Raw genomic sequence first — 21,306 nt, forward strand, 5'->3', positions numbered from 1 at the left:
GTACAGAAATTTCAAAGAAGCGTTTCAGCACCGTGAAAGCCCTACAACGCTTGCAGTCGACGGCGCCGCGCTGCTCAGTCGCGCGGCTTGGGAATCAGCCCCTGAAGCTGCTGGGCGAAGAAATCGGCATCCAGCACATTGGACTCCGCTTCCTTGGTGCCACGTTCCTTGCGCCAGTACCAGGCACCATCCGCCGAGTCCTTGACGATGGAAATGCTGCCGTGACGATCCGAAGTCAGACCAGCGACGGCTATCACCATCGCCCCACCCTGCCCCATCACCTGCGGCACCAGTTCGACCCGGCGCTGGGCGAGAATGATTGCCAGCGATTCACTGATGAAAGGCGAGTGCTCGCTGGGGTAATTGCTGCTGGTGGCGACCCAGGGAGAACGTTCGATCGCCAGCAGTTGCCGATCGGTAAGGGGCGCCAGCCAGGTTTCGATTTGACCGAACAGTGCCTGGATGCTGGCTTGCCAGTGCTGGCACTGGTCCTTGAACGCCTGCTGCAGGCGTTGCTGGGCTGCGGCGTGTTCCTTGAGCATGTCAGCCAGTTGCTGTACTTCGTCCATCACGACCACCTCGGTGCGCGCCCGCCCTGGGCATGCCGCAAATCGGCGGCCGCAGGTCGGGCATCGAGGGTCAGTGTAACAGGCTTGCTCAGGCGCTCAGCGAATAGACCAGCGCCGAAATCGCCACCAGGCCTACCAGCGTCACGAATACGTTGGACACGTGCCCGGCGTACTTGCGCATGGCCGGCACACGCCGGATCGCGTACATCGGCATGAGGAACAGCAGCGCGGCAATGACCGGCCCGCCGAAGCTTTCGATCATGCGCACGATGTTCGGATTGAGCGTGGCCACGAGCCAACAGACCAACAACATGAACAGTGCGGTGAAACGATCCAGGGCCTTGGCATTGGGCCGACGGCCGGATTTCAGAACCAGGCCCTTGATGCCTTCGCTGGCACCGATGTAGTGGCCCAGGAACGATTTGGCGATAGCCACGATCGCAATCAGCGGTGCGGCGAACGCGATCACCGGATTGCTGAAGTGGTTGGCCAGATAGGACAGGATCGACAGGTTCTGCGCCTTGGCTTCGGCAAGCTGCTCAGGCGACAGGGTCAGCACGCAACTGAACACGAAGAACAGCACCAGCACCACCATCAAGCCATGGGCGCGCGCCAGGATCTGGCTGCTGCGCTGGTCGGCGTGCTCGCCGTAGCGACGCTTCTGGTCCACGGCGAAGGCCGAGATGATCGGCGAATGGTTGAAGGAAAACACCATCACCGGGATCGCCAGCCACAGGGTATGGATCAGCGCACCGGGTGTGGGCAGGTCCCCGGCGGTCGCCAAGATGCCACCATTCCAGTGCGGAATCAGGTACAGCGCGAGCAACACCAGCGCGACGATGAACGGATAGACCATCAGGCTCATCGCCTTGACGATGAACTGTTCGCCGCAGCGCACCACGATCAACAGACCGAGAATCAGTACCAGCGCCAGCACCGCCCGTGGCGGCGTATCCATGTGCAACTGATGCTCCATGAAACTGCCGACGGTGTTGGTCAGGCCCACGCTGTAGATCAGCAGGATCGGAAAGATGGCGAAGAAGTACAGCAGCGTTATCAACGCCCCCGCCTTGAGGCCGAAGTGCTCCTCCACGACATCGGTGATGTCCGTGCCGGCGCGGCCGGAAAGCACGAAGCGGGTCAGGCCCTGATGCGCGTAGTAGGTCATCGGGAACGCCAGCACGGCCAGGATGACCAGCGGCCAGAAACCACCCAGGCCGGCGTTGATCGGCAGGAACAAGGTGCCGGCGCCGATCGCAGTGCCGAACAGGCCGAGCATCCAGGTGGTGTCGTGGCGGCTCCAGGGGGTCAGGGCGGCGGGCGCCTGGGCGTAGCGTGGGTCGAGGCTGTTGGCCTGCTCGTTCATCCGGTCGAATCTCCGCTTGCCTGTGTTCAACTGATGGCCGGAAGCGGGAAAAACGTGCAGCTGGCAGCGCCCCGGCCTTGAAAAGGGGCGTGATTGTCCAAGATTGTGCAAGGAAAGCAAAGGGTTACTCGAGCAACGGTCCGTCGGTGCACGGCCATCCGGCACGACAATGGCGCGCTTAGGTCGAGGTTGCCAGCCATTTCTCCGGTACGAGGCTCTGCACCAGCCAGGTCGCGGTAGTGTCCGCGGGCATGGGCCTGGCGAAGTAATAGCCCTGGACATAGCGACAACCCAGCAATGCCAGCGCCTGCGCCTCCTCGCGGGTTTCCACCCCTTCGAAGATGCAATCCAGGTCCATGTCCTGGGTCAAGGCCAGCAGCGATTTGACGATCTTGTAGCTGGCCGGTTTCTCGTGCAGGCGGGCGACGAAACTGCGGTCCACCTTGAGCTTGGTCAGGGCCAGCGCGTGCAGATGGCTCAGGCTCGAATAGCCGGTACCGAAGTCGTCGAGCGAAATACCGCAGCCCAGGCCCCGCAGGGATGCGATTGCTTCCTGAACCAGGTCCAGATCCTGCAGGGTCGCCGTTTCGGTGATTTCCAGGTCGACTCGGCTGGGGTCGAACGGGCCGTTGGCCAGGAGTTTGACGATGGCCTGCACGGCTTCGGGGGAGCCGCAGTCGTGGGCCGACAGGTTGAAGGACAAACGGATCGGCGCCGGCCAGGTGCATGCACCCTGCAGGGCCTTGGCCAACAGTGGCAGGGTCAGACGATTGATCATGCCGCTGCGCTCGGCGACCGGAATGAACTGGCCGGGCGGCACAGGCCCCAGCTCCACGCTCTGCCACCGAGCCAAGGCTTCGAACGCCACGGTGGCGCCGGTCTGCAACTCGACGATGGGCTGGAAGGCGACGCTGAACTCGCGATCCAGATCGGCACGACGCAGCGCCTGCTCGGTGAGGATCGCGCTCTGCAACTGCTTCCTGTGCAGCGCCGAGAACAGCGACATGTGACCGACGACATGGCGCTTGCTGTGGTACAGCGCGTAGTCGGCGTACTCGAACAGCTCGTGCGCATCGGTGGCAAGGTCCGGGAAGGTCGCCAGGCCCATCGAAGCACCGACCTGGATTGGCACATCGACCAACAGGTAGGGCTTGCCCAGTTCGATGCAGATGCGTTCGGCAAAGGCTGCAATCTGCGCGTTGTCGCCGCAATCGGGCAGGATCAAGGCAAACTCGTCGCCACCCAGACGCGCAACGTGAACGCCGTCCGGCAGCAGCGCAGCGAGGCGCGTGCCGACCTCGGCCAACAGGCGGTCGCCGACACTGTGTCCGTACAGGTCGTTGACCGGCTTGAATCCGTCCAGATCGAGAATGCCCACGCCCAGTCTGTGCCCCTGCTCCCCTGCCTGGGCCAGACAGGTGTCCAGGCAGTTGAAGAACCAGCGGCGATTGGGTAGCCCGGTCAGGCTGTCCTTGTTGGCCAGCAGGAAGTTCTCGTCGCTCAGCGCTTCGCTGTGCGCCTGGGCGTTCACCAGGCCGGTGAAGTTGCGGTAGTTGTTCTGCAACACCACCAGCATGATGCCCGTGACCAGCATCACGTTGACGCTGGTGGCGATGAACGTCGGGTTATCGGTGGAGGCGAAAAAGGCAATGAAGGCTACGTTGACCACGGCGGCCGTCATCAGGGCGGCGGAGCGCAGGTGCATCAGGCAGAAAATGCAGCCGATCACCGTGATGGCCATGTAGAACGCCACATGGGCCTTGGCGTAGCTGTCGCCATAGGGAAACAGGGCCAGCGCCCACACGGTGAAACCGATGGCTACCACGCAACAGATACGGTTGGTCCGTGCCAGCGCCTGGGCGACTTCGACATCGTCTGGCTGGTGCTGCCAACCGCGGCGCCAGGCCAGCGCTCGTACCAGGCTGATGAGGGTCAGTACCAGCGGTATGTGCACGGTCATCCACACGGGCGAGCTGGCCATGTGGGTGAAGGCCAGCGCCCAGCTGTTGATGAGCAGGATGAAGTACATCAGGGGAATCTGCCTGGCCAGGGCCTGGTACTGGGCCGCCAGCAGACGCGAATTGCCTTGAGGTACGCTGCACAACCGTTTGATCAGCGCGAACAGGCCGGTGCAGGTGAAGCGTCTGGTCGTAGACATCATGTCCGAACGTATGGGTGTAATCAGAAGTTGTCGGCCGAACTCAGCTTTACTGTAGCCAACCGTGGGTCATCCAGGCAGTTTATTTGCGAGCGTCCGAATGTTCTGCTGAGGCTGCATCCGCTTTGCCACCCAGGTACCAGCCCACCGCTCCCCACAGCGCCGCGCAGGCAGCGCCCACCAGGGCGATCAGCAGCACGCCGTGTCCGAGCAGGTCGAGCAGGCTCTTCACCCAGCCACTGAAGGCATCGCCGCCGCGGTAGACCACCGTGTCGATGAAGTTCTTCGCCTTGTATTTGGTTTCGGCGTCCAATGGGGCGAAGAGCATTTCGCGACCGGGACGTACGAAGGCGTATTCGCCGATGCGGCGCACGATCATCAGCCCAGCCAGCATGGCGAAAGTGGGTGCCAGCGCCAGGCCGACGAAGCCCAGGCAGACCAGCGCCGGCACCAGCGCCAGCAAGGTCTTCACTCCCAGCCGTTGCGCCAGCCGGCCGGTGATGAACAACTGGGCGATGAGCGCACCGGCCTGGACCACGAAATCGATGATGCCGAATACCCGCACCTGTTCCTCGCGACCGGGGAAGCGTTCGGCGACCAGACGGGCCTGTTCGAAATACAGAAAGGTGCTGACCGTGGCCAACAGCACGACGAAGGCGCAAATGCCCAGCAGGTAGCGCGATTGCAGCACACGCGTCAGCCCACTGAACGGGTTGCCGGCCACCGGCTTGCGCGGGCTTTCGGCGTGCGCGGCACCCGGCCGCCCTGCCCCGTGCTCGGCACGCCAGCTCATCAATCGGTGTTTCAGCAAGATCGCGACGCCAAGCAATGCTGCCGCCAGTATCGACAACCCGCTGGCGCCGATGACGCCGACCAGCAGCGCGCTCGTGGCCGGCCCCGCCAGGCCGCCGACGCTGGCTCCAGCGGCGATGAACGCGAACAGGCGCTTGGCCTGGGCGCCATCGAACACATCGGCCATCAAGCTCCATGCCACCGAGATGACGAACAGGTTATAGACCGAGATCCATACGTAGAAGACTCGCGCCAGCCAGATGCCCTGCTCGGCAGCAGCGAAGGCGGCGGCGAACAGCAACAGGTTGCCGCCGAAGAATCCGTATACCCAGTCGATGTAGTGAAGCCTGGGCACCCTGGAGTTGAGCCAGCCGAACAGCGGCACGGCCACCAGCATGGCGACGAAGGTGGCCGTGAACAACCATTGCAGGTTTTCCACACCGCCCTGGATGCCCATGGATTCGCGGATCGGCCGCAGCATGAAATAGCCGCAGAACAGGCAGAAAAACAACGCGAACGCGGCCAGCGCTGCCCGCCCTTCATCGGGTCGGGCATTGATCGCCTGACGCAGACGCGCACTGACGCTGATCATAGGTAGCGCACCTCAGGCGAATTCGGCGGCGATGCGTTGCAACTGGCCGGCATCGGGCAGGCGGCCCTGGCCGGCCAACAGGTTGTCGAGGACATAGCGCGGCTGCGAGGTGGCTGGAATCACCGTGGTGACCGCAGGGTTGGCCAGCACGAACTTGAGCATCAACTGGGCCCATGAACTGGCATCCAGCTCGGCCGCAGCCCACTCGGGAAGAGCGCGGCCTTTGACCTTGGCGAACAGCCGGCCAGCTTCGAACGTGCGGTTGATCAAGGTGGCTATGCCGTGATCGGCGCAGTACGGCAACAGGGTACGCTCGGCGTTGCGCGCGCCTATCGAGTAGTTGACCTGGACGAAATCGACCGGCTCTTTCTTCAGCACGGCCAGCAGCTCGTCGTGAGCCGATCCCACGTAATGCGTCACGCCTATGTAGCGAATACGGCCTTGGGCCTTGAGTTCACGCAGCAATGCCAACTGGGTACGGGTGTCCTGCAGGTTATGAACCTGGATGAGGTCGATCCTGTCGGTCTGCAGGGCCTTGAAGCTGGCTTCGATCTGGCGCATGCCGGCCTCGCGTCCGGTCGCAGATACCTTGCTTGCGAGAAACACCTTGTCGCGCGCGCCGGCCTGGTTCACCAGGTCGCCGGTCACCTGCTCGGCGCGACCATAGCTGGGCGCCGTGTCGATCACCCTGGCGCCACCGTCGACGAAGGCCCTGAGCACATCGCGCAGCGGCGCCATGTCTGCCGAAGCGGGGTCGACGTTGAATGTCTGCGAGGTACCCAGGCCGATAGCCGGAAGCTGTTCCCCGGAGGCGGGAATCTTGCGCTGCAACAAGGGTTGTGCGGCGAATGCCAGGGGTGACATGAGCGAGCCCCAGCTGGCGGCTGCGCTCAACATGGCAGTGTACTGAACGAATTGGCGGCGGGTCGGCATGGAGTAGCCCCTCAGGGTTTTCACGCGAGTCGGGAAGACATTTCCCACGAAGATGGCAGACCCCAGTATGGCCAAGCACACAGGACTCGGGGCGCCATCCATGACGAATGAAACATCAGGACAACAAATTTTCGACCGCGCGATTGCATTACAGCAGGCTCAAACGACACGCCCCCGGGCAATGTAATTGCGCCGGGGGCGTTTTTTGTCATGCAACTGCTGGATGAATCAGTGCATGAACAGCGCGATCAAGATGATGATCGGGATAGGCACACCGAGGAAAAACAAGAGAATCGAGCGCATGGCATTACTCCTTGATCAGCGAATCGAAGTGGGTGTGTGAGTGCGGGTGCGGTCGCGTTCATGCCAGACCACGGCATCCCGGCTGCGGCCACCGAAGGTCGCCGCGAAGCTGGCGAAGAACGCGCCGCAGAGCAAGGCGACGAACGTCCACAGCGCCGTGGCGGCAGCAACCTTCTTGGCGGTATCGGCGGCCTGGCGGGCGGCCATTTCAGCGTCTTCGACCGACTTCAACGCCTGACCGTAGACCTGATCGACGCGCTGCTCGGCCTGAGCCTGGGTCAAGTTGGTACGCTGGCTGACCAGTTGCGCCAAGTAGGCGCGGTCTTCACCGGCGAGCTGACCGTCGTTGCTCACAGTCCGGGCGAAAATACGGGTCACCACGGCATGGGCTGCGTCATCGCTGACCGCTACCGGGCGGTTGTCGCGAAACAGCATGTCGACGAAGTAGCCGTACGGGTCGCTGGCGTTGTCATTCGCGGAACTGCCCGCTGCCACGGCGGTACCGGAGGCAACGCTGGCACCGGCCTGCACGCCGCCGCCGATCGCACTGCCGACCGAACCCAACACCAGCATCGCAGTGACCAGCGAGGCCACTGCCCACGCCAGGAAGCCGTGCGCGGTATCGCGGAAGTACACTTCGTCGCCGTGCATGTTGGCCCACTTCACCCGCAGGCGGCCGGCCAGATAACCGCCCATTCCGGAAGCGACGATTTGCGTGAATGTCAGCCAGATTACTGTGGAGACGCCCAGGGTCGTTGCGCTGACCCCTTTGTCGGCCCAAGGCGATATGGCTGAAAATCCGAGGCCGAAGCCCAGCACGACCAGGATCATCGACAAGGCGGCGGCACCCGCTGCGCCGGCGAAAATCGCGGCCCAGGATACACCGGAGTGATTGGAACTGTCCGTCGAAGCGGACAGCGCGGCAGGAGGAAGGTGGTCAGCAGGGGTCATCATTATTGTCGTGCTCCTAGCAGGTTCAACGTGTGTGATCGCTCACGTAATGCTTGCGGGGAGAACAATGCACCACGCGTGCCACGCCACTTAAAAACAATAACTTTTTAAATCATTAGGTTACGATGCAAACCTAGACGCAGGCTCATGCAATATGCCCGAACCGTCAATGACTGACCGGGCTTTCTGCATTGTTTGGAAACGTAAATAGAGTTGACTACAACTCAGTCGTAGTTTTCTGCTGCGCAGGATAGAACTCACCTTCCATGTACTGCTTTTCCAGAGCAGTCCGCAGCCTGGCCTCTACCGCCGCAACGGCGGAATTATCGGCAACGTCAGGAATGACCAGCCACAGACGCTGCAGATTCTGCTCATGGGTGCCTTCGCTGAGCATGTCGTGGCTGACAGCCGGCCTTCCACGCCAGAAACACAGAGTGTCGAGCTCGCTTTCAGCACTGAATGTGCATGCCGGGCCCGCCAGCCAGATCTCACTAACGGTGCGCAAGTTGGTTTGGTCGATGTCGTGATGCTGGATTCTAAGTGGCATTGCATTACCCATTGCGCAGGAGCGATACGGCTTGGAACCCATCGCGCATGCCCAAGTTCTACCGGGAATGCCATTGTCGAGAATGCCCCTGTCGGGCCAGACCCCGCTCGTTGAAAGGAAATGGAACATGAAAAACCTGATCACCGCCCTGGCGCTGGGCGCGTCGCTGGCCCATGCCAGCGACGCCAACCCGCTGGTTGCCGAACGTTGGCAGAGTCGTCCACTGATCGTCATTGCGCCTGATGCACGCGATGCCACCCTGGTCGACCTGCGCACCGCGCTGGCCAAGCCGGTCAACCGCGAGGCGTTCGTCGAACGTGAAATGGTGCTCTACGAAATCGTCGGCGGCCGGGCCAGCCGCAATGGCCAGCCGTTGAGCAATGAGGCCAGCGCGGCGCTGCTCAAGGCGCTCAGGCACCCGGCCGATGCCCAGGCCCGGGTCTTGCTGGTGGGCAAGGACGGCGGCATCAAGGTCGACCAGCCGGGGCCTGTCGATCCGCAGGCTTTGTTCAGCACCATCGACCGCATGCCGATGCGCCAGGGCGAGTGAATCGACGATTCAGATGCCTTCGCGGGCGATGTCCATGGCGAAGTAAGTGAAGATCAGGTCGGCGCCGGCGCGCTTGATCGCGCCTAGGCTCTCGCGCACGATACGCTGCTCGTCCACCGCGCCTGCCTGGCCGGCAAACTTGATCATCGCGTATTCGCCACTGACCTGGTACGCAGCCAGCGGCAGGCGCGACGCCTCGCGGATATCGCGAATGATGTCGAGGTAGGCCCCTGCAGGCTTGACCATCAAGGCGTCCGCGCCCTCCTGCTCGTCGAGCAGCGATTCGCGCACGGCTTCACGACGGTTCATGGGGTTCATCTGGTACGTCTTGCGATCACCCTTGAGGGCCGTGCCACCGGCTTCGCGGAACGGGCCGTAGAACGACGACGCGAATTTGGTCGAATAGGCCATGATCGACGTGTCGAAGAAACCGGCTTCGTCCAGCGCAGCACGGATCGCCTGCACCTGGCCGTCCATGGCCGCCGACGGTGAAATGAAATCGGCACCGGCGCGGGCCGCAACCACGGCCTGCTTGCCGAGGTTGATCAAGGTGGCGTCGTTGTCGACATGGTCACCGTGCAGAACCCCGCAATGGCCATGGGAGGTGTACTCGCAGAAACAGGTGTCGGCCATGACCACCATCTCGGGAGCGGTGTCCTTGCAGATACGGGCAATGCGCGCCACCAGACCGTTTTCGTTCCAGGTGTCGCTGCCATCGGCATCGAGGTGGTGAGACACACCGAACGTCATCACCGATTTTATGCCGGCACGCGCGTAGCGCTCGATCTCGCCCGCAAGCTTCGACTCGGGAATGCGCATGACTCCCGGCATGCTGTTGATGGGCACGAAGTCGTCTATCTCTTCTTCGACGAAAATCGGCAGCACCAGGTCGCCAAGATTGAATTCGGCTTCCTGGAACAGATCGCGGAAAGAAGCGTTGCGGCGCAGGCGGCGCGGCCTGGCGGAAGGAAACTGGATGGGCATCATGGATTCCACTGATAAGGGCGTACGGCATCGAGCGGGCAAGCTTAGGCCGGGAGACGGGCGCCGGGCAAACCGGATTTCGATAAAGCTGAGTTGCACGGCAGGTAACAATTGGTTGGAGTGCAGAGGGTAGCCTTGCAACGCAACTTACCCGGCCGCTCAAGGGTCAACCCTGACGACATCTTCACCGCGATTTCCTCGCGAACTCAATGTGGGATCGAATCAATATGACAAATCAGGTTTCCAACCCAGCCAGTTCCACCGCCACCGACCAGCTGTGCATCAATACCCTGCGCACGCTGGCCATGGATGCCGTGCAGAAAGCCAATTCCGGGCATCCCGGCACACCCATGGCCCTGGCGCCGGTGGGCTATACCCTGTGGAGCCGCTTCTTGCGCTACCACCCCGAGCATCCCGACTGGCCCAACCGCGACCGATTCGTGCTCTCCGCCGGCCATGCTTCCATGCTGCTGTACGGGCTGTTGCACTTGGCGGGCGTCGAAGAAATCGACGAGCACGGGACCAAGACCGGCCAGCCTGCAGTCAGCCTGGACGACATCAAGCAGTTTCGGCAGATGGACTCCAAGACTCCCGGGCATCCCGAATACCGTTTCACTACCGGTGTCGAGACTACCACCGGGCCGCTGGGCCAAGGTTGCGCCAACAGCGTGGGCATGGCCATGGCCCAGCACTGGCTGGCGTCGCGCTTCAACCGCGACGACCTGAAGCTGTTCGACTACAACGTCTACGCGATCTGCGGCGACGGCGACATGATGGAAGGCGTCAGCAGCGAGGCCGCGTCGATGGCCGGCCATTTGAAGCTGGCCAACCTGTGCTGGATCTACGACAACAACACGATCAGCATCGAAGGCCACACCGAACTGGCGTTCAGCGAAGACGTGCTGACCCGATTCAAGGGCTACGGCTGGAACACCTTGCACGTCACCGACGCCAACGACACCGAAGCGTTGGCCAAAGCCTTCGAGCAGTTCACCCAGAACCGCGACGCGCCGACCTTGATCATGGTCGACAGCGTGATCGGCTACGGCGCGCCGAACAAACAGAACACCGCCGCTGCCCACGGTGAAGCGCTGGGTGACGATGAAATCAAGCTGGCCAAGAAAGCCTACGGCTGGGATGAGAACAGCAGCTTCTCGGTGCCTGACAGCGTGGCCCATCATCTGCGTGACACTTTGCTGAACAGCCATGGTGAACGCCATGCGCAGTGGGAACAGCAGTTGCAGACACTGGCAGAACGCGAACCCGACCTGGCCGAAGAACTGCGGCGCATGCGCGCTGGGGAAATGCCCGAAGGTTGGCAGGCCGAACTGGAAGCCTTCGACACCGACGCCAAGGGTGTGGCGACGCGTGCCGCGGGCGGCAAGGTGCTGAACGCGTTCGCCAAGAAGATTCCCTGGTTGCTGGGCGGTTCGGCCGATCTGTCGCCGTCGACCAAGACCAACCTGACGTTCGACGGTGCCGGCAGTTTTTCGGCAACCCAGCCTGGGGGGCGCAATCTGCACTTTGGCATCCGCGAGCACGCCATGGGCGCGATCGCCAATGGCCTGGCGCTGTGCTACATCCGTCCGTACACCTCGACCTTTCTGGTGTTCAGCGACTACATGAAACCGCCGATTCGCCTGGCGGCGATCATGGAGTTGCCGGTGGTGTTCGTCTTCACTCACGATTCCATCGGTGTCGGTGAAGACGGCCCTACCCATCAGCCCATCGAGCACCTGACCCAGCTACGTGCCACCCCAGGGCTGCTGACGTTGCGCCCAGGCGACGCCAACGAAACCACCCAGGCCTGGAAGATTGCCTTGGCACAGACCGATCGGCCGTCGTGCATCGTGCTGTCGCGTCAGCCTATGGCGACCCTGGATCGCGAGCGCTTCGGCAGTGCCGAGGGCGTCGCCCGTGGCGGCTATGTATTGGCCGACAGCGAGAATCCGCAGGTGATTCTGATCGCCACTGGCAGTGAAGTGGGCCTTGCTGTGCAGGCTTATGAGCAGTTGCACGAGCAAGGTATCGCGGCGCGTGTGGTCAGCCTGCCGTGCTGGGAGTTGTTCGAGGAGCAGGATGCGCAGTATCGCGAACAGGTGCTGCCGGCTACGGTGACTGCGCGCGTGGCCATCGAGCAGGCCGGACCGCTGGGTTGGGATCGCTACGTGGGTGCCACCGGTGCGAAGGTGGTGATGAACAGCTTCGGGGCCTCGGCGCCGATCGACAAGTTGCAGGCCAAGTTCGGGTTCACCGTGGACAATGTGGTGAAGCTGGCGAAAGAGCAGATCGGCTAGCCCCATCTCGGCGGCGCGGTGAACCTGGAACTCCGCGGCGTTGCTTTCGCGGCCGCTGACCGCTCCTACGGTATCAGGCTTCTGTGTAGGAGCGGTCTTTGGCCGCGAAACGGGCGGCGCGGTTCATCTGCGGCTCCGCGGCTTCCCATTCGCGGCCAAAGACCGTTCCTACGGATGCATGCAGCGCCGCGCACCGGCTAGAATGGCTGCATTCGCCTGCGCCTTTCGCATGCACCCTGCCGTGAAGCCGACCCCATGTCTTTCGATCTTCTGTCCAATCTCAGCGTCACGCCGAGCGTCCTGCTCATTCTCGTGCTGGTAGCATTCGTGGCCGGGTTCATCGACGCCATCGCTGGCGGCGGTGGCCTGCTCACCACGCCGGCCCTGCTCACTGCAGGCTTGCCACCGCACCTGGTGCTGGGCACCAACAAGCTCAGCTCGACCTTTGGCGCCGCGACTGCAAGCTATACCTTCTACAAACGCAAGCTGTTCCATCCGCAGCAATGGAAGAATGCGCTGCTGGGCACCCTGGTCGGCGGGTTTCTCGGTGCGGGTGCGGCGCACTACATGCCTGCCGAATGGCTGAACCGGATGCTGCCGGTGATCGTCTTCGCCTGCGGCCTGTACCTGCTGTTCGGCGGTACACCCAAGGCGCCGCTGGACAGCCACGCGCCGATCAAGCGCAAATGGCAATTGCCCCAAGGCTTGACGCTGGGCTTCTACGATGGCGTGGCAGGCCCCGGCACCGGGGCCTTCTGGACCGTCAGCACGATGCTGCTGTACCCACTGGACCTGGTCCGCGCCAGCGGCGTGGCGCGCAGCATGAACTTCGTCAGCAACATCGCCGCACTTACGGTGTTCATCATCAGCGGTCAGGTCGACTGGCTGATCGGCCTGAGCATGGGCCTGGCAGTGACGGTGGGTGCGTTCTTCGGCGCACGCACGGCGATCGGCGGCGGCGCCAAGTTCATCCGCCCGGTGTTCATTACCATCGTGCTGGCCCTGACCGTGCGGCTAGCCTGGCAGCACTGGTTCGGGCAGGCCTGAGCGGCGCCCCACGTACAGGTCGATGAGATGCCGGGCAATCGAGCGCCCGGCCGGCAGGGCCGGCAATGCATCGATGCGAAACCACTGGGCGTCTTCGATTTCGTCGAGCTGGGGCACGATCTCGCCGGCGGCGTATTCGGCATGGAAACCCAGCATCATCGAATGCGGAAACGGCCAGCATTGGCTGCCGATGTACTGGATGTTGCGTACGCTCACCTGCACCTCTTCCATCACCTCACGGCGCAGGCAGTCTTCGGCAGACTCGCCCGGCTCGGCAAAGCCGGCCAACGTGCTGTAGACACCCGGCACGAACCGTGGAGAGCGAGCCAGCAAGACTTCATCGCCGCGGGTGACCAGTACGATCATGCTCGGCGAGATCCGCGGATAGCTGCGCAACTCGCAGCGCGCGCAATGCATCGCACGTTCACCTGGCACCTGCAATGTCGGGCCGCCGCAACTGCCGCAAAACCGATGCTCACGCGCCCAGGTGCCAATCTGCGCGGCATAGCCGAGCATGCGGTAGACCTGGAAATCGCCTTCGAGCATGAACTGCCGCAGGCCCTGCCAGTGGCAGCCGTCCGGTGCGTCCGGGCTGCGCAGCTCCAGAAGGTACACCGGCCGGCCGTCGAAATGCCCGATGCCGTGTTCGGTCAGGACATCGATGGGTTGCTGCCTGAGCCAGTCACGCTCGAACAGTACGCCTTGGGCGTTGCAGAGAAATCCCTGACTGCTGCGAGCCACGGCCCAGCCACCGGGTTGTGCGGTATCGAGCACCGCTGTGGTCCAGCGTTCACTCATCGAATCGAATCCTCGTTTTGCAGCCGCGCGATCATTCCACGCGCGCGCCCACGGCGGCGGCAGCGCGGGCCTGGGCCGGGTTCTGCGCGCGGTACAGGTTGAGCGCGGTATTGATGATGCCCAACTGGCTGAACGCCTGGGGAAAATTCCCCAGCATGCGCCCCGCCTGTGGGTCGTACTGCTCGGCCAGCAGGCCAACGTCGTTGCACAGACCGGCCAGGCGCTCGAACAGCCGTTCGGCGTCGGCCATGCGGCCTTGCAGCACATAGACATCGGCCAGCCAGAAAGAGCACACCAGAAAAGTCCCTTCGCCAGGGTCCAAGCCATCGACCCCGTGGGCGGTGTCGTAACGCAGCAGCAGACCGTCGCGCATCAACGTGCTCTCAATACGTGCCACGGTCGCCACCACCCGCGGATCGTCCGGCGGCAGGAAACCGGTCAAGGCAATCTGCAGCAGGCTGGCATCGGTATGGGTCGAGCCATAGGCCTGAACGAAATGCCCCAGCTGCGCATCGATGCCTCGGCTGCAGACCTGGGCATGGATGCGGTCGGCGACGGCGCGGTAACGCGCGGCCTGCTCCCGTCCCTCCTCTGTGGGCTCGGCGAGGTTCGCCGCACGGTCGAAAGCTACCCAGGCCATGACCTTGGAGTGGGTGAAGTGCTGCGGCGCACCGCGAATCTCCCAGATCCCCTCGTCCGGCTGCTCCCAGATGCTTTCCAGGTACGGCAGTATGACGCGGAAAATCGCGGCGCCACGGGGGTGTCGCGGCAGTCCGGCGCGGATGGCCTGGCTCATGGCGTCGGCCACTTCGCCGTAGACATCCAGCTGCCGCTGGGTCGCGGCGCCGTTGCCGATGCGCACCGGCGCCGAACCCTCGTAGCCCGCCAGCCATGGCAGGGTCTGCTCGGGCAATCGGCGCTCGCCGGCCAGGCCGTACATGATCTGCATCTGCTCGGGGTTGCCGGCAACCGAACGCATCAACCACTTGCGCCAGGCAGCGGCTTCTTCGTAGTAGCCCAGGTTCATGAAGGCCAGCAAGGTCATGGTGGCATCGCGCAGCCAGCAGTAACGATAATCCCAGTTGCGCTCGCCGCCCAACTGCTCGGGCAGCGAGGTGGTGACCGCAGCGACGATGCCGCCCGTGGGGGCATAGGTCATGGCCTTGAGGGTCAACAGCGAGCGCTTGACCAGCGGCGTCCATGCCCCCACGTCGGGGCAGCGCTCGGCGAACTCATGCCAGTAGCGCTCGGTTTCGGCCAGGCAGCGGTCGGCATCCACGGCCGGTTGCAGCGGCAGGTGCGAGGCCTGGAAACTCAGGCGATAGCACAGCCGCTCGCCGGCGGCGACCGTGAAGCGGCTGCCGGTGCGGTGGTCCACCGCGTGCAGGTCGGACGCGCTGCGCAACACCAGCATGTCGGGGCCGGCCACCGCAGTGAGGGTCCGGGGATGGGCCTGCTCGACCCAGGGCACGCTGCTGCCGTAGTCGAAGCGCATGACCAGCTCCATGTCGAAAGCGACCTTCCCGCTCAGGCCGACCACCGTGCGCACTACGCAGTCCTGGTCACCCACCGGCATCCAGTCGACGAGCATGGCGCTGCCGTGCTCGGTATGGAACACCGTCTCCAGGATCATCGTGCTGTCGCGGTAGCGGCGCTCGGTAGCGGTCAAGGCATCACTGGGGCAGATACGCCAGCGGCCGTTTTCGCTGTCACCCAGCAAGGCCGAGAAACAGGCAGGGGAATCGAAACGAGGAAAGCACAACCAATCCAGCGAACCCGACTTGTCAACCAGAGCAGCGGTACGGCAGTTGCCCAACAGGGCATAGTCTTCGATCAGTGCCGGCATGGAACCCTCATGACCACGGGCGCGGACCGGAAGTCGGTGCCACGCCGGAAAACTGTATCAACGTCGAGCGCGGGGCAATATCAGCTCATGAATGGCTTGCGCCACGCCGTCTGCCGCATTGCTGGCGGTCACTGCATCGGCCTGGTCGCGCACCGCCTGCTCGCCCTGGCCCATGGCCACGGAAAAACCGGCCCGCTTGAACATGGCCACATCGTTGGCGCCGTCACCCAATACGGCGGTGTTGGCCAGGTCAATGCTCAAACCGGCAGCCAAGGTTGCCAGGGCTTCGCCTTTGTTGGCCAACACCGCGGTGATGTCCAGGTAATACTGCTGCGAGCGTGCCGCAATCGCCTTGCCGCTCAGCGGCCCCTGCAGCTGCCGTTCCAGATCGATCAGCAGTTGGAAGTCGCTGGAGGTGGCGACCATCTTGTGCACGCGGTCCAGATAGGGCGTGAAATCGTCGACGATCAACGGCTCGTAGCCCAGAGCGTGCAGCTCCTTGGGAAAATAGTGAGCGTCGCGGTCGCGTGCCAGCCACTGGTCGTCGGCGAACACCCAGACGTCCAGCCGGTGCTGGGCAAACAACGCCAGGCAAATATCGACCGCCGCGCGCTCCACCCAGTGGGACTGCAGCTCACTGCCGTCGGGATTGACCAATACGCCACCGTTGAATGCAGCGGTCGGCAGGTCGATTCCCAAGGTCTGAATCTGTTGGCGCATGGCCCGCGGCGGGCGGCTGCTCGCCAGGGTAAACCGCACCCCTGCCTCGCGCAGCTGCGCCACCGCTTCGATAACCGCGGGGCTCAGGCTGTGATCGGGCATCAGCAGGGTGCCGTCCATGTCGCTGAGGACGAACTGGATGAGGTCTTGCGAAGCCGCACTCATCCCAGTCGATGCCAGTGGTGGCCATCGCGTGCCAACAACTCGTCGGCCGCCTCCGGACCGTCTTCGCCCGCCGCGTAGATGGCAATGCTGCCGCCCTCGCGCCAGGCGTCGAGGAACGGCTGCACGGCGCGCCAACCATTTTCGATGTTGTCGGCGCGCTGGAACAGGGTCTGGTCGCCGATGAGGCAGTCGTAGATCAACGTCTCGTAGCCCGTGGACGGCTGCATCTGGAAGAAGTCCTTGTAGGCGAAGCCCAGCTTGACGTTCTCCAGCTCCATTGCCGGGCCGGGGCGTTTGGCCTGCAGGTCGAACCACATGCCCTCGTCTGGCTGGATCTGGATCTTCAGGTAGTTGGACTTGAGCCGGTCTACTTCGGTATCGCGGAACTGCGCGTAGGGCGCCGGCTTGAAGCAGATGGCGATCTCGGTGTCGCGCACGCTCATGCGCTTGCCGGTGCGCAGATAGAACGGCACACCGACCCAGCGCCAGTTGTCGACCATGACCTTGAGCGCCACGTAGGTTTCAGTGCTGCTCTGCGGGTCGACCTTGGGCTCCTCGCGATAGCCGGGCTTGTCGCCCTGCCCCGCGGTGTACTGGCCACGGACCGAATTCTTCAAGGCATCGGCCTTGGACCAGGGGCGAATGGCGCCGATCACCTTGGCCTTCTCGCCGCGGACCGCGTCGGCGCCGAAGGCCGCCGGGGGCTCCATGGCAATCATCGCCAACAGCTGGAACAGGTGATTGGGGACCATGTCGCGCAACGCGCCGGTCTGGTCGTAGAAATTGCCACGGGTTTCAACCCCGACCGTTTCGGCGGCAGTGATCTGCACGTGGTCGATGTAGTGGTTGTTCCAGAACGCTTCGAAAATACCGTTGGAGAAACGGCTGACCAGAATGTTCTGCACCGTCTCCTTGCCCAGGTAATGATCGATGCGATAGATCTGCTTCTCGCTCATCACGCTCAACAGGCAGGCGTTGAGCGCTTCGGCGGACGCCAGGTCGTGACCGAAGGGTTTTTCGATCACCACCCGGCGAAAGGCGTCAGGCTGCTCCTTGAGCAACCCGCTGCTGCCCAGTCGCTGCGCGACTTCACTGAAGAAGCGCGGCGAGGTGGCCAGGTAGAACATGGCATTGCCGGTACCGTTGACTTCGATGCGCTCGGCAATCGCCTGGTAGGTGGCGTCGTCGAGGAAGTCGCCGGAAATGTAGCTGATGCGCTTGCGCAGCTTGGCCCAGAGCGCCGGATCCAGCACTTTGTCCGGCTCGTCGATGCCCTTGGCGCGCGCCTGTTCGATGATGAAGGCTTCGAGCTTGGCGGCGAAATCCGCGTCGCTCACCTCGTTGTGATCGACCCCGACAATGTGCAGGCCGTTGTCCAGCAGTCCATCCCGGCTCAAGTTGTACAAGGCCGGCATCAGCAAGCGTTTGACAAGGTCGCCGTGGGCGCCGAACAGAAACAGGGTTGACGGTGGAGCGGCATCTACTTTCGAGGTCGCTCTACTCATTTGGGAACCTCGACGTGACCGCCGAAGCCGAAGCGCATCGCCGAGAGGATCTTGTCACCGTAGGTCGCGTCCTGACGCGAGCGGAAACGCGCGAACAAGGCGCTGGACAACACCGGTACCGGAACGGCCTGCTCGACCGCTGCGTCGATGGTCCAGCGGCCTTCACCACTGTCCGACACGACGCCGGAATATTGACTCAGCTGCTGATCGCTGGCCAGGGCATCGGCCGTCAGATCGAGCAACCACGACGACACCACGCTGCCGCGACGCCAGACTTCGGCGATATCGGCCAGGTTGAGGTCGAAACGCTGATCTTCCGGCAGCTCGCTGCTGGATTTGGTCTTGAGGATATCGAAGCCCTCGGCGAAGGCCTGCATCATGCCGTACTCGATGCCATTGTGGATCATCTTGACGAAGTGCCCGGAACCGGCCGGACCTGCATGGATGTAGCCACGCTCGGCACGATCGTCCGAACTGTTGCGATCACGGGTACGCGGGATGTCGCCCATGCCCGGCGCCAGGCAGTCGAACAGTGGGTCGAGGCGTTCGAAGATGTCCGGCTCGCCGCCGATCATCATGCAATAGCCGCGGTCCAGGCCCCACACGCCGCCAGAGGTGCCGACGTCGACGTAGTGCAACTGGCGTGCCGCCAGCTCGCGTGCGCGACGGATGTCATCCTTGTAGAAGGTGTTGCCCCCGTCGATGATCACGTCGCCCGGCTCGAGCAGATCGCCCAGCTGGGCGATGGTCGCCTCGGTCGGAGCGCCGGCGGGCAGCATGACCCAGACCGCGCGCGGCGTGTCCATCTTGCTCACCAGATCGGCTAGATCGGCGGCCCCGATGGCGCCCTCACCGGCCAGGCCATGCACTGAATCCTGATTGCGATCGAAGACCACCGTTTGATGACCCGCGCGCATCAACCTTCTGGCGATGTTGCCGCCCATGCGGCCCAGCCCAATGATTCCCAGTTGCATGCGAGAGCTCCACTCTATGTTGCTTGAAGAAGATATTTCTTGAACGGTGTTGTCCTGAAAGCCTGTACGGGTATTGCCCGATCGAGCTTCCAAGTTAGTCCCGGACGATACCGGTAAGTTTCCGAGTATACCTTTGGTCGATTGCGACGCTGGGCAAAACTTGGCTTTTTTTGTCGATTTCATCAACGTCCATACCTGGGATCCGACACAAATCGCAACGGTTTGCGAGGCAGGCATGGACGACCGCGCAAAAGCGCTTTCGGCGCACAGCCAAAGTGCGCTGGAAGCCCTCTGGCAGAGGCCTGTAGTACGAGTGTGCCAATAATTATCGGCCGTCAGTCGCGCGCCTGGCCCAAAAAAATGGCGGATCTCCTACACTCAGGCCACAGGCGATGTATCGCTTGGAAATCCGATGCAAAAAACTCGAAACTTTTTGCAAATCAGACAGGTCAGGATAGGGAGCAGGTTATTTGCTGTTTCTTGTCCGCCAAGCCTGCCATCCCGTGAATCATTGCAGCCTGCGGCAGGAACGCCGTTGCCTGCGGCGCCTGTGCGTGTGTCAGCGGGAAGCGCTAATCGATCAGCGCTTTTTTTAGAGTCAGGATCTGCCATACAAGTACGTAATGCACGGGAGAGAACAATGATCAGTGCCGCTGTCGAAAACCACGGAGAGCGTTTCAACAGGCAAGCGGCGGAACCCGCCCACTTGCAGGTTCCCACGCCTACCAGCAAAGCACTGCAGACGCCGTCTGGCGCCCACAAACAAAAAGTTCTTTTCGTGACATCGGAAATTGCCGACCTGGTCAAGACCGGCGGCCTGGGTGACGTGTCGGCGGCGCTGCCACGCGCCATGAGTCAGGTACATGACGTTCGCGTACTGATTCCCGGCTACCCGCAAGTGCTCAACAGCGACAACCCGATTCACGTGGTCGGCGAACTCAGCGGCCATGCCGCCCTGCCACCGTGCAAGATCGGCCGCATGGACATGCCCGACGGGCTGGTCATCTACGTGTTGCTCTGCCCAGAACTGTATGAGCGCGATGGCACCCCCTACGGCGCCAACAACGGTCGCGACTGGCCGGACAACCATATCCGCTTCGCCCGCCTGGGCCTGGCAGCCGCCGACATCGCCGCAGGCCAGGGCATGGTGCATTGGAAGCCCGACTTGGTGCACGCCCACGATTGGCCTGCCGGCCTGGCGCCTGCCTACATGCACTGGCGTGGTCTGCGTACGCCTACCCTGTTCACCATCCACAACCTGGCCTACCAAGGCGTGTTCAGCCGCGGCTGCTGCCCCGAGCTGGGCGTTCCCAACCATGCGATGCAGCAGGACGGCATGGAGTTCTTCGGCAAGCTGTCGTTTCTCAAGGCCGGCATGGCCTACGCGAACCACATCACCACGGTGAGCGCGACCTATGCCGAAGAGATCACCACGCCTGAATTCGGTTGCGGCCTGGAAGGCTTCCTCAGCAGCAAGGCGCAGCAAGGCAAACTCAGCGGCATTCCCAACGGCATCGACGCCAGCTGGGAGTCGGCCACCGACCCGCACCTGGTCTGCCCGTTCAGCCTGAACGACTGGGAAGGCAAGGCGGTCAATGCGGCCCACGTGCGCAAGCTGTTCGAAATCGAAGAATCTGATGGCCCCCTGTTCGCCGTGGTGTCCCGCCTGGTCTACCAGAAAGGCCTGGACCTTACCGAAGGCGTGACACAGTTCATCGTCGAAAACGGTGGCCAGGTGATCATCATCGGCCGCGGCGAGCCCGAGGAAGAGCAGGCCATGCGCGAGCTCGCCCTGCGCTTCCCCGGTCGCGTGGGTGTACGCATCGGCTTCAACGAAACCGATGCGCGACGCATGTTCGCCGGCAGCGACTTCCTGCTGATGCCGTCACGCTACGAGCCCTGCGGCCTGAGCCAGATGTATGCACAACGCTTCGGCTCGCTGCCTGTGGCGCGCAACACCGGGGGCCTGGCCGACACCATCGAGGACGGGGTAACCGGTTTTCTGTTCGGCGAGTCGACCATCGAGAGCTACAAGGCCGCCCTGGCGCGCGCCTTTTATGTCTTCGGCAAGCCCGAACTGCTGAACGCCATGCGCTGCCGCGCGATGACCCAGCCTTTCAACTGGAGCGAGGCGGTGGAGCCTTACGCCGAGCTTTATCAGGCGCTGGTCCATGGCAGCAAGACTTCTGCGAATCATAAATAACGGCGA

Annotated in this window: 17 protein-coding genes; 4 read left to right on the forward strand and 13 right to left on the reverse strand. The window is 62.9% G+C overall.

Features of this window, described 5'->3' with window-relative positions:
• Nucleotides 1-74: 74 nt before the first annotated feature.
• From IFT75_RS14110 to IFT75_RS14140, 7 genes are all read right to left on the reverse strand, one after another.
• Entirely contained in the window at nt 75-569 is a 495-nt protein-coding gene (locus IFT75_RS14110) for a hypothetical protein (RefSeq protein ID WP_122477871.1), read from the reverse strand.
• An 88-nt stretch (nt 570-657) separates the two neighbouring features.
• The gene (locus IFT75_RS14115) at nt 658-1,935 is read right to left on the reverse strand and encodes a serine/threonine transporter (RefSeq protein WP_185793255.1); all 1,278 of its coding nucleotides are present in this window, start codon (nt 1,933-1,935) and stop codon (nt 658-660) included.
• 178 nt (nt 1,936-2,113) lie between these two features.
• Nucleotides 2,114-4,093: a putative bifunctional diguanylate cyclase/phosphodiesterase gene (locus IFT75_RS14120; protein ID WP_185793254.1), complete on the reverse strand. Its 1,980-nt coding sequence runs from the start codon at nt 4,091-4,093 to the stop codon at nt 2,114-2,116.
• 82 nt (nt 4,094-4,175) lie between these two features.
• Nucleotides 4,176-5,477 (reverse strand): NTP/NDP exchange transporter, encoded by a 1,302-nt coding sequence (locus IFT75_RS14125; protein WP_185793253.1) that lies wholly within the window; start codon nt 5,475-5,477, stop codon nt 4,176-4,178.
• A gap of 12 nt (nt 5,478-5,489) precedes the next feature.
• Nucleotides 5,490-6,410, reverse strand: coding sequence for an aldo/keto reductase (locus IFT75_RS14130; protein WP_185793252.1), 921 nt, complete (start codon nt 6,408-6,410; stop codon nt 5,490-5,492).
• 318 nt (nt 6,411-6,728) lie between these two features.
• Nucleotides 6,729-7,667, reverse strand: coding sequence for a hypothetical protein (locus IFT75_RS14135; RefSeq protein ID WP_192055264.1), 939 nt, complete (start codon nt 7,665-7,667; stop codon nt 6,729-6,731).
• A 214-nt stretch (nt 7,668-7,881) separates the two neighbouring features.
• Complete coding sequence (locus tag IFT75_RS14140; protein WP_244652756.1) at nt 7,882-8,340, reverse strand: hypothetical protein; 459 nt, start codon at nt 8,338-8,340, stop codon at nt 7,882-7,884.
• On the opposite strand from IFT75_RS14140, the gene IFT75_RS14145 reads away from it, so the two are divergent.
• A complete protein-coding gene (locus IFT75_RS14145; RefSeq protein WP_185793250.1) occupies nt 8,339-8,761 on the forward strand; it encodes a DUF4174 domain-containing protein in 423 nt (140 codons plus the stop codon). The genes IFT75_RS14140 and IFT75_RS14145 overlap by 2 nt on opposite strands.
• 9 nt (nt 8,762-8,770) lie before the next feature.
• Here IFT75_RS14145 and hemB read toward each other — a convergent pair whose 3' ends face one another.
• Entirely contained in the window at nt 8,771-9,745 is a 975-nt protein-coding gene (gene hemB / locus IFT75_RS14150; RefSeq protein WP_192055266.1) for a porphobilinogen synthase, read from the reverse strand.
• A gap of 227 nt (nt 9,746-9,972) precedes the next feature.
• Between hemB and tkt the strand changes: the two genes are divergently transcribed.
• The gene (gene tkt / locus IFT75_RS14155) at nt 9,973-12,042 is read left to right on the forward strand and encodes a transketolase (protein WP_185793248.1); all 2,070 of its coding nucleotides are present in this window, start codon (nt 9,973-9,975) and stop codon (nt 12,040-12,042) included.
• 255 nt (nt 12,043-12,297) lie between these two features.
• Nucleotides 12,298-13,089, forward strand: a complete 792-nt coding sequence (locus tag IFT75_RS14160; protein WP_185793247.1) for a TSUP family transporter — start codon at nt 12,298-12,300, stop codon at nt 13,087-13,089.
• Here the strand turns inward: IFT75_RS14160 and nudC are convergent.
• From nudC to gnd, 5 genes are read right to left on the reverse strand one after another with little or no spacing between them, the layout of a single operon-like run.
• The gene (nudC, locus tag IFT75_RS14165; RefSeq protein ID WP_185793246.1) at nt 13,057-13,887 is read right to left on the reverse strand and encodes an NAD(+) diphosphatase; all 831 of its coding nucleotides are present in this window, start codon (nt 13,885-13,887) and stop codon (nt 13,057-13,059) included. The two genes, IFT75_RS14160 and nudC, sit on opposite strands and share 33 nt — an antisense overlap.
• A gap of 31 nt (nt 13,888-13,918) precedes the next feature.
• On the reverse strand, nt 13,919-15,733 hold the full coding sequence (locus tag IFT75_RS14170; protein WP_185793245.1) for a glycoside hydrolase family 15 protein: 1,815 nt from the start codon (nt 15,731-15,733) through the stop codon (nt 13,919-13,921).
• A gap of 57 nt (nt 15,734-15,790) precedes the next feature.
• Nucleotides 15,791-16,618 (reverse strand): Cof-type HAD-IIB family hydrolase, encoded by an 828-nt coding sequence (locus IFT75_RS14175; RefSeq protein ID WP_185793244.1) that lies wholly within the window; start codon nt 16,616-16,618, stop codon nt 15,791-15,793.
• Nucleotides 16,615-18,123, reverse strand: coding sequence for a glucose-6-phosphate dehydrogenase (gene zwf, locus IFT75_RS14180; RefSeq protein ID WP_192055268.1), 1,509 nt, complete (start codon nt 18,121-18,123; stop codon nt 16,615-16,617). Before zwf ends, IFT75_RS14175 begins: the two co-directional genes overlap by 4 nt.
• Nucleotides 18,120-19,334 carry a phosphogluconate dehydrogenase (NAD(+)-dependent, decarboxylating) gene (gene gnd, locus IFT75_RS14185; RefSeq protein ID WP_446731072.1) on the reverse strand — a complete coding sequence of 405 codons (1,215 nt, stop codon included), beginning with the start codon at nt 19,332-19,334 and terminating at the stop codon, nt 18,120-18,122. The genes zwf and gnd overlap by 4 nt, the downstream gene beginning before the upstream one ends.
• Nucleotides 19,335-19,737: 403 nt before the next feature.
• On the opposite strand from gnd, the gene glgA reads away from it, so the two are divergent.
• Nucleotides 19,738-21,300, forward strand: a complete 1,563-nt coding sequence (gene glgA / locus IFT75_RS14190) for a glycogen synthase GlgA (RefSeq protein WP_122477847.1) — start codon at nt 19,738-19,740, stop codon at nt 21,298-21,300.
• Nucleotides 21,301-21,306: the final 6 nt, after the last annotated feature.

It is taken from the genome of Pseudomonas sp. CFBP 8758, assembly GCF_014841725.1.
GTDB lineage: Bacteria > Pseudomonadota > Gammaproteobacteria > Pseudomonadales > Pseudomonadaceae > Aquipseudomonas > Aquipseudomonas baltica.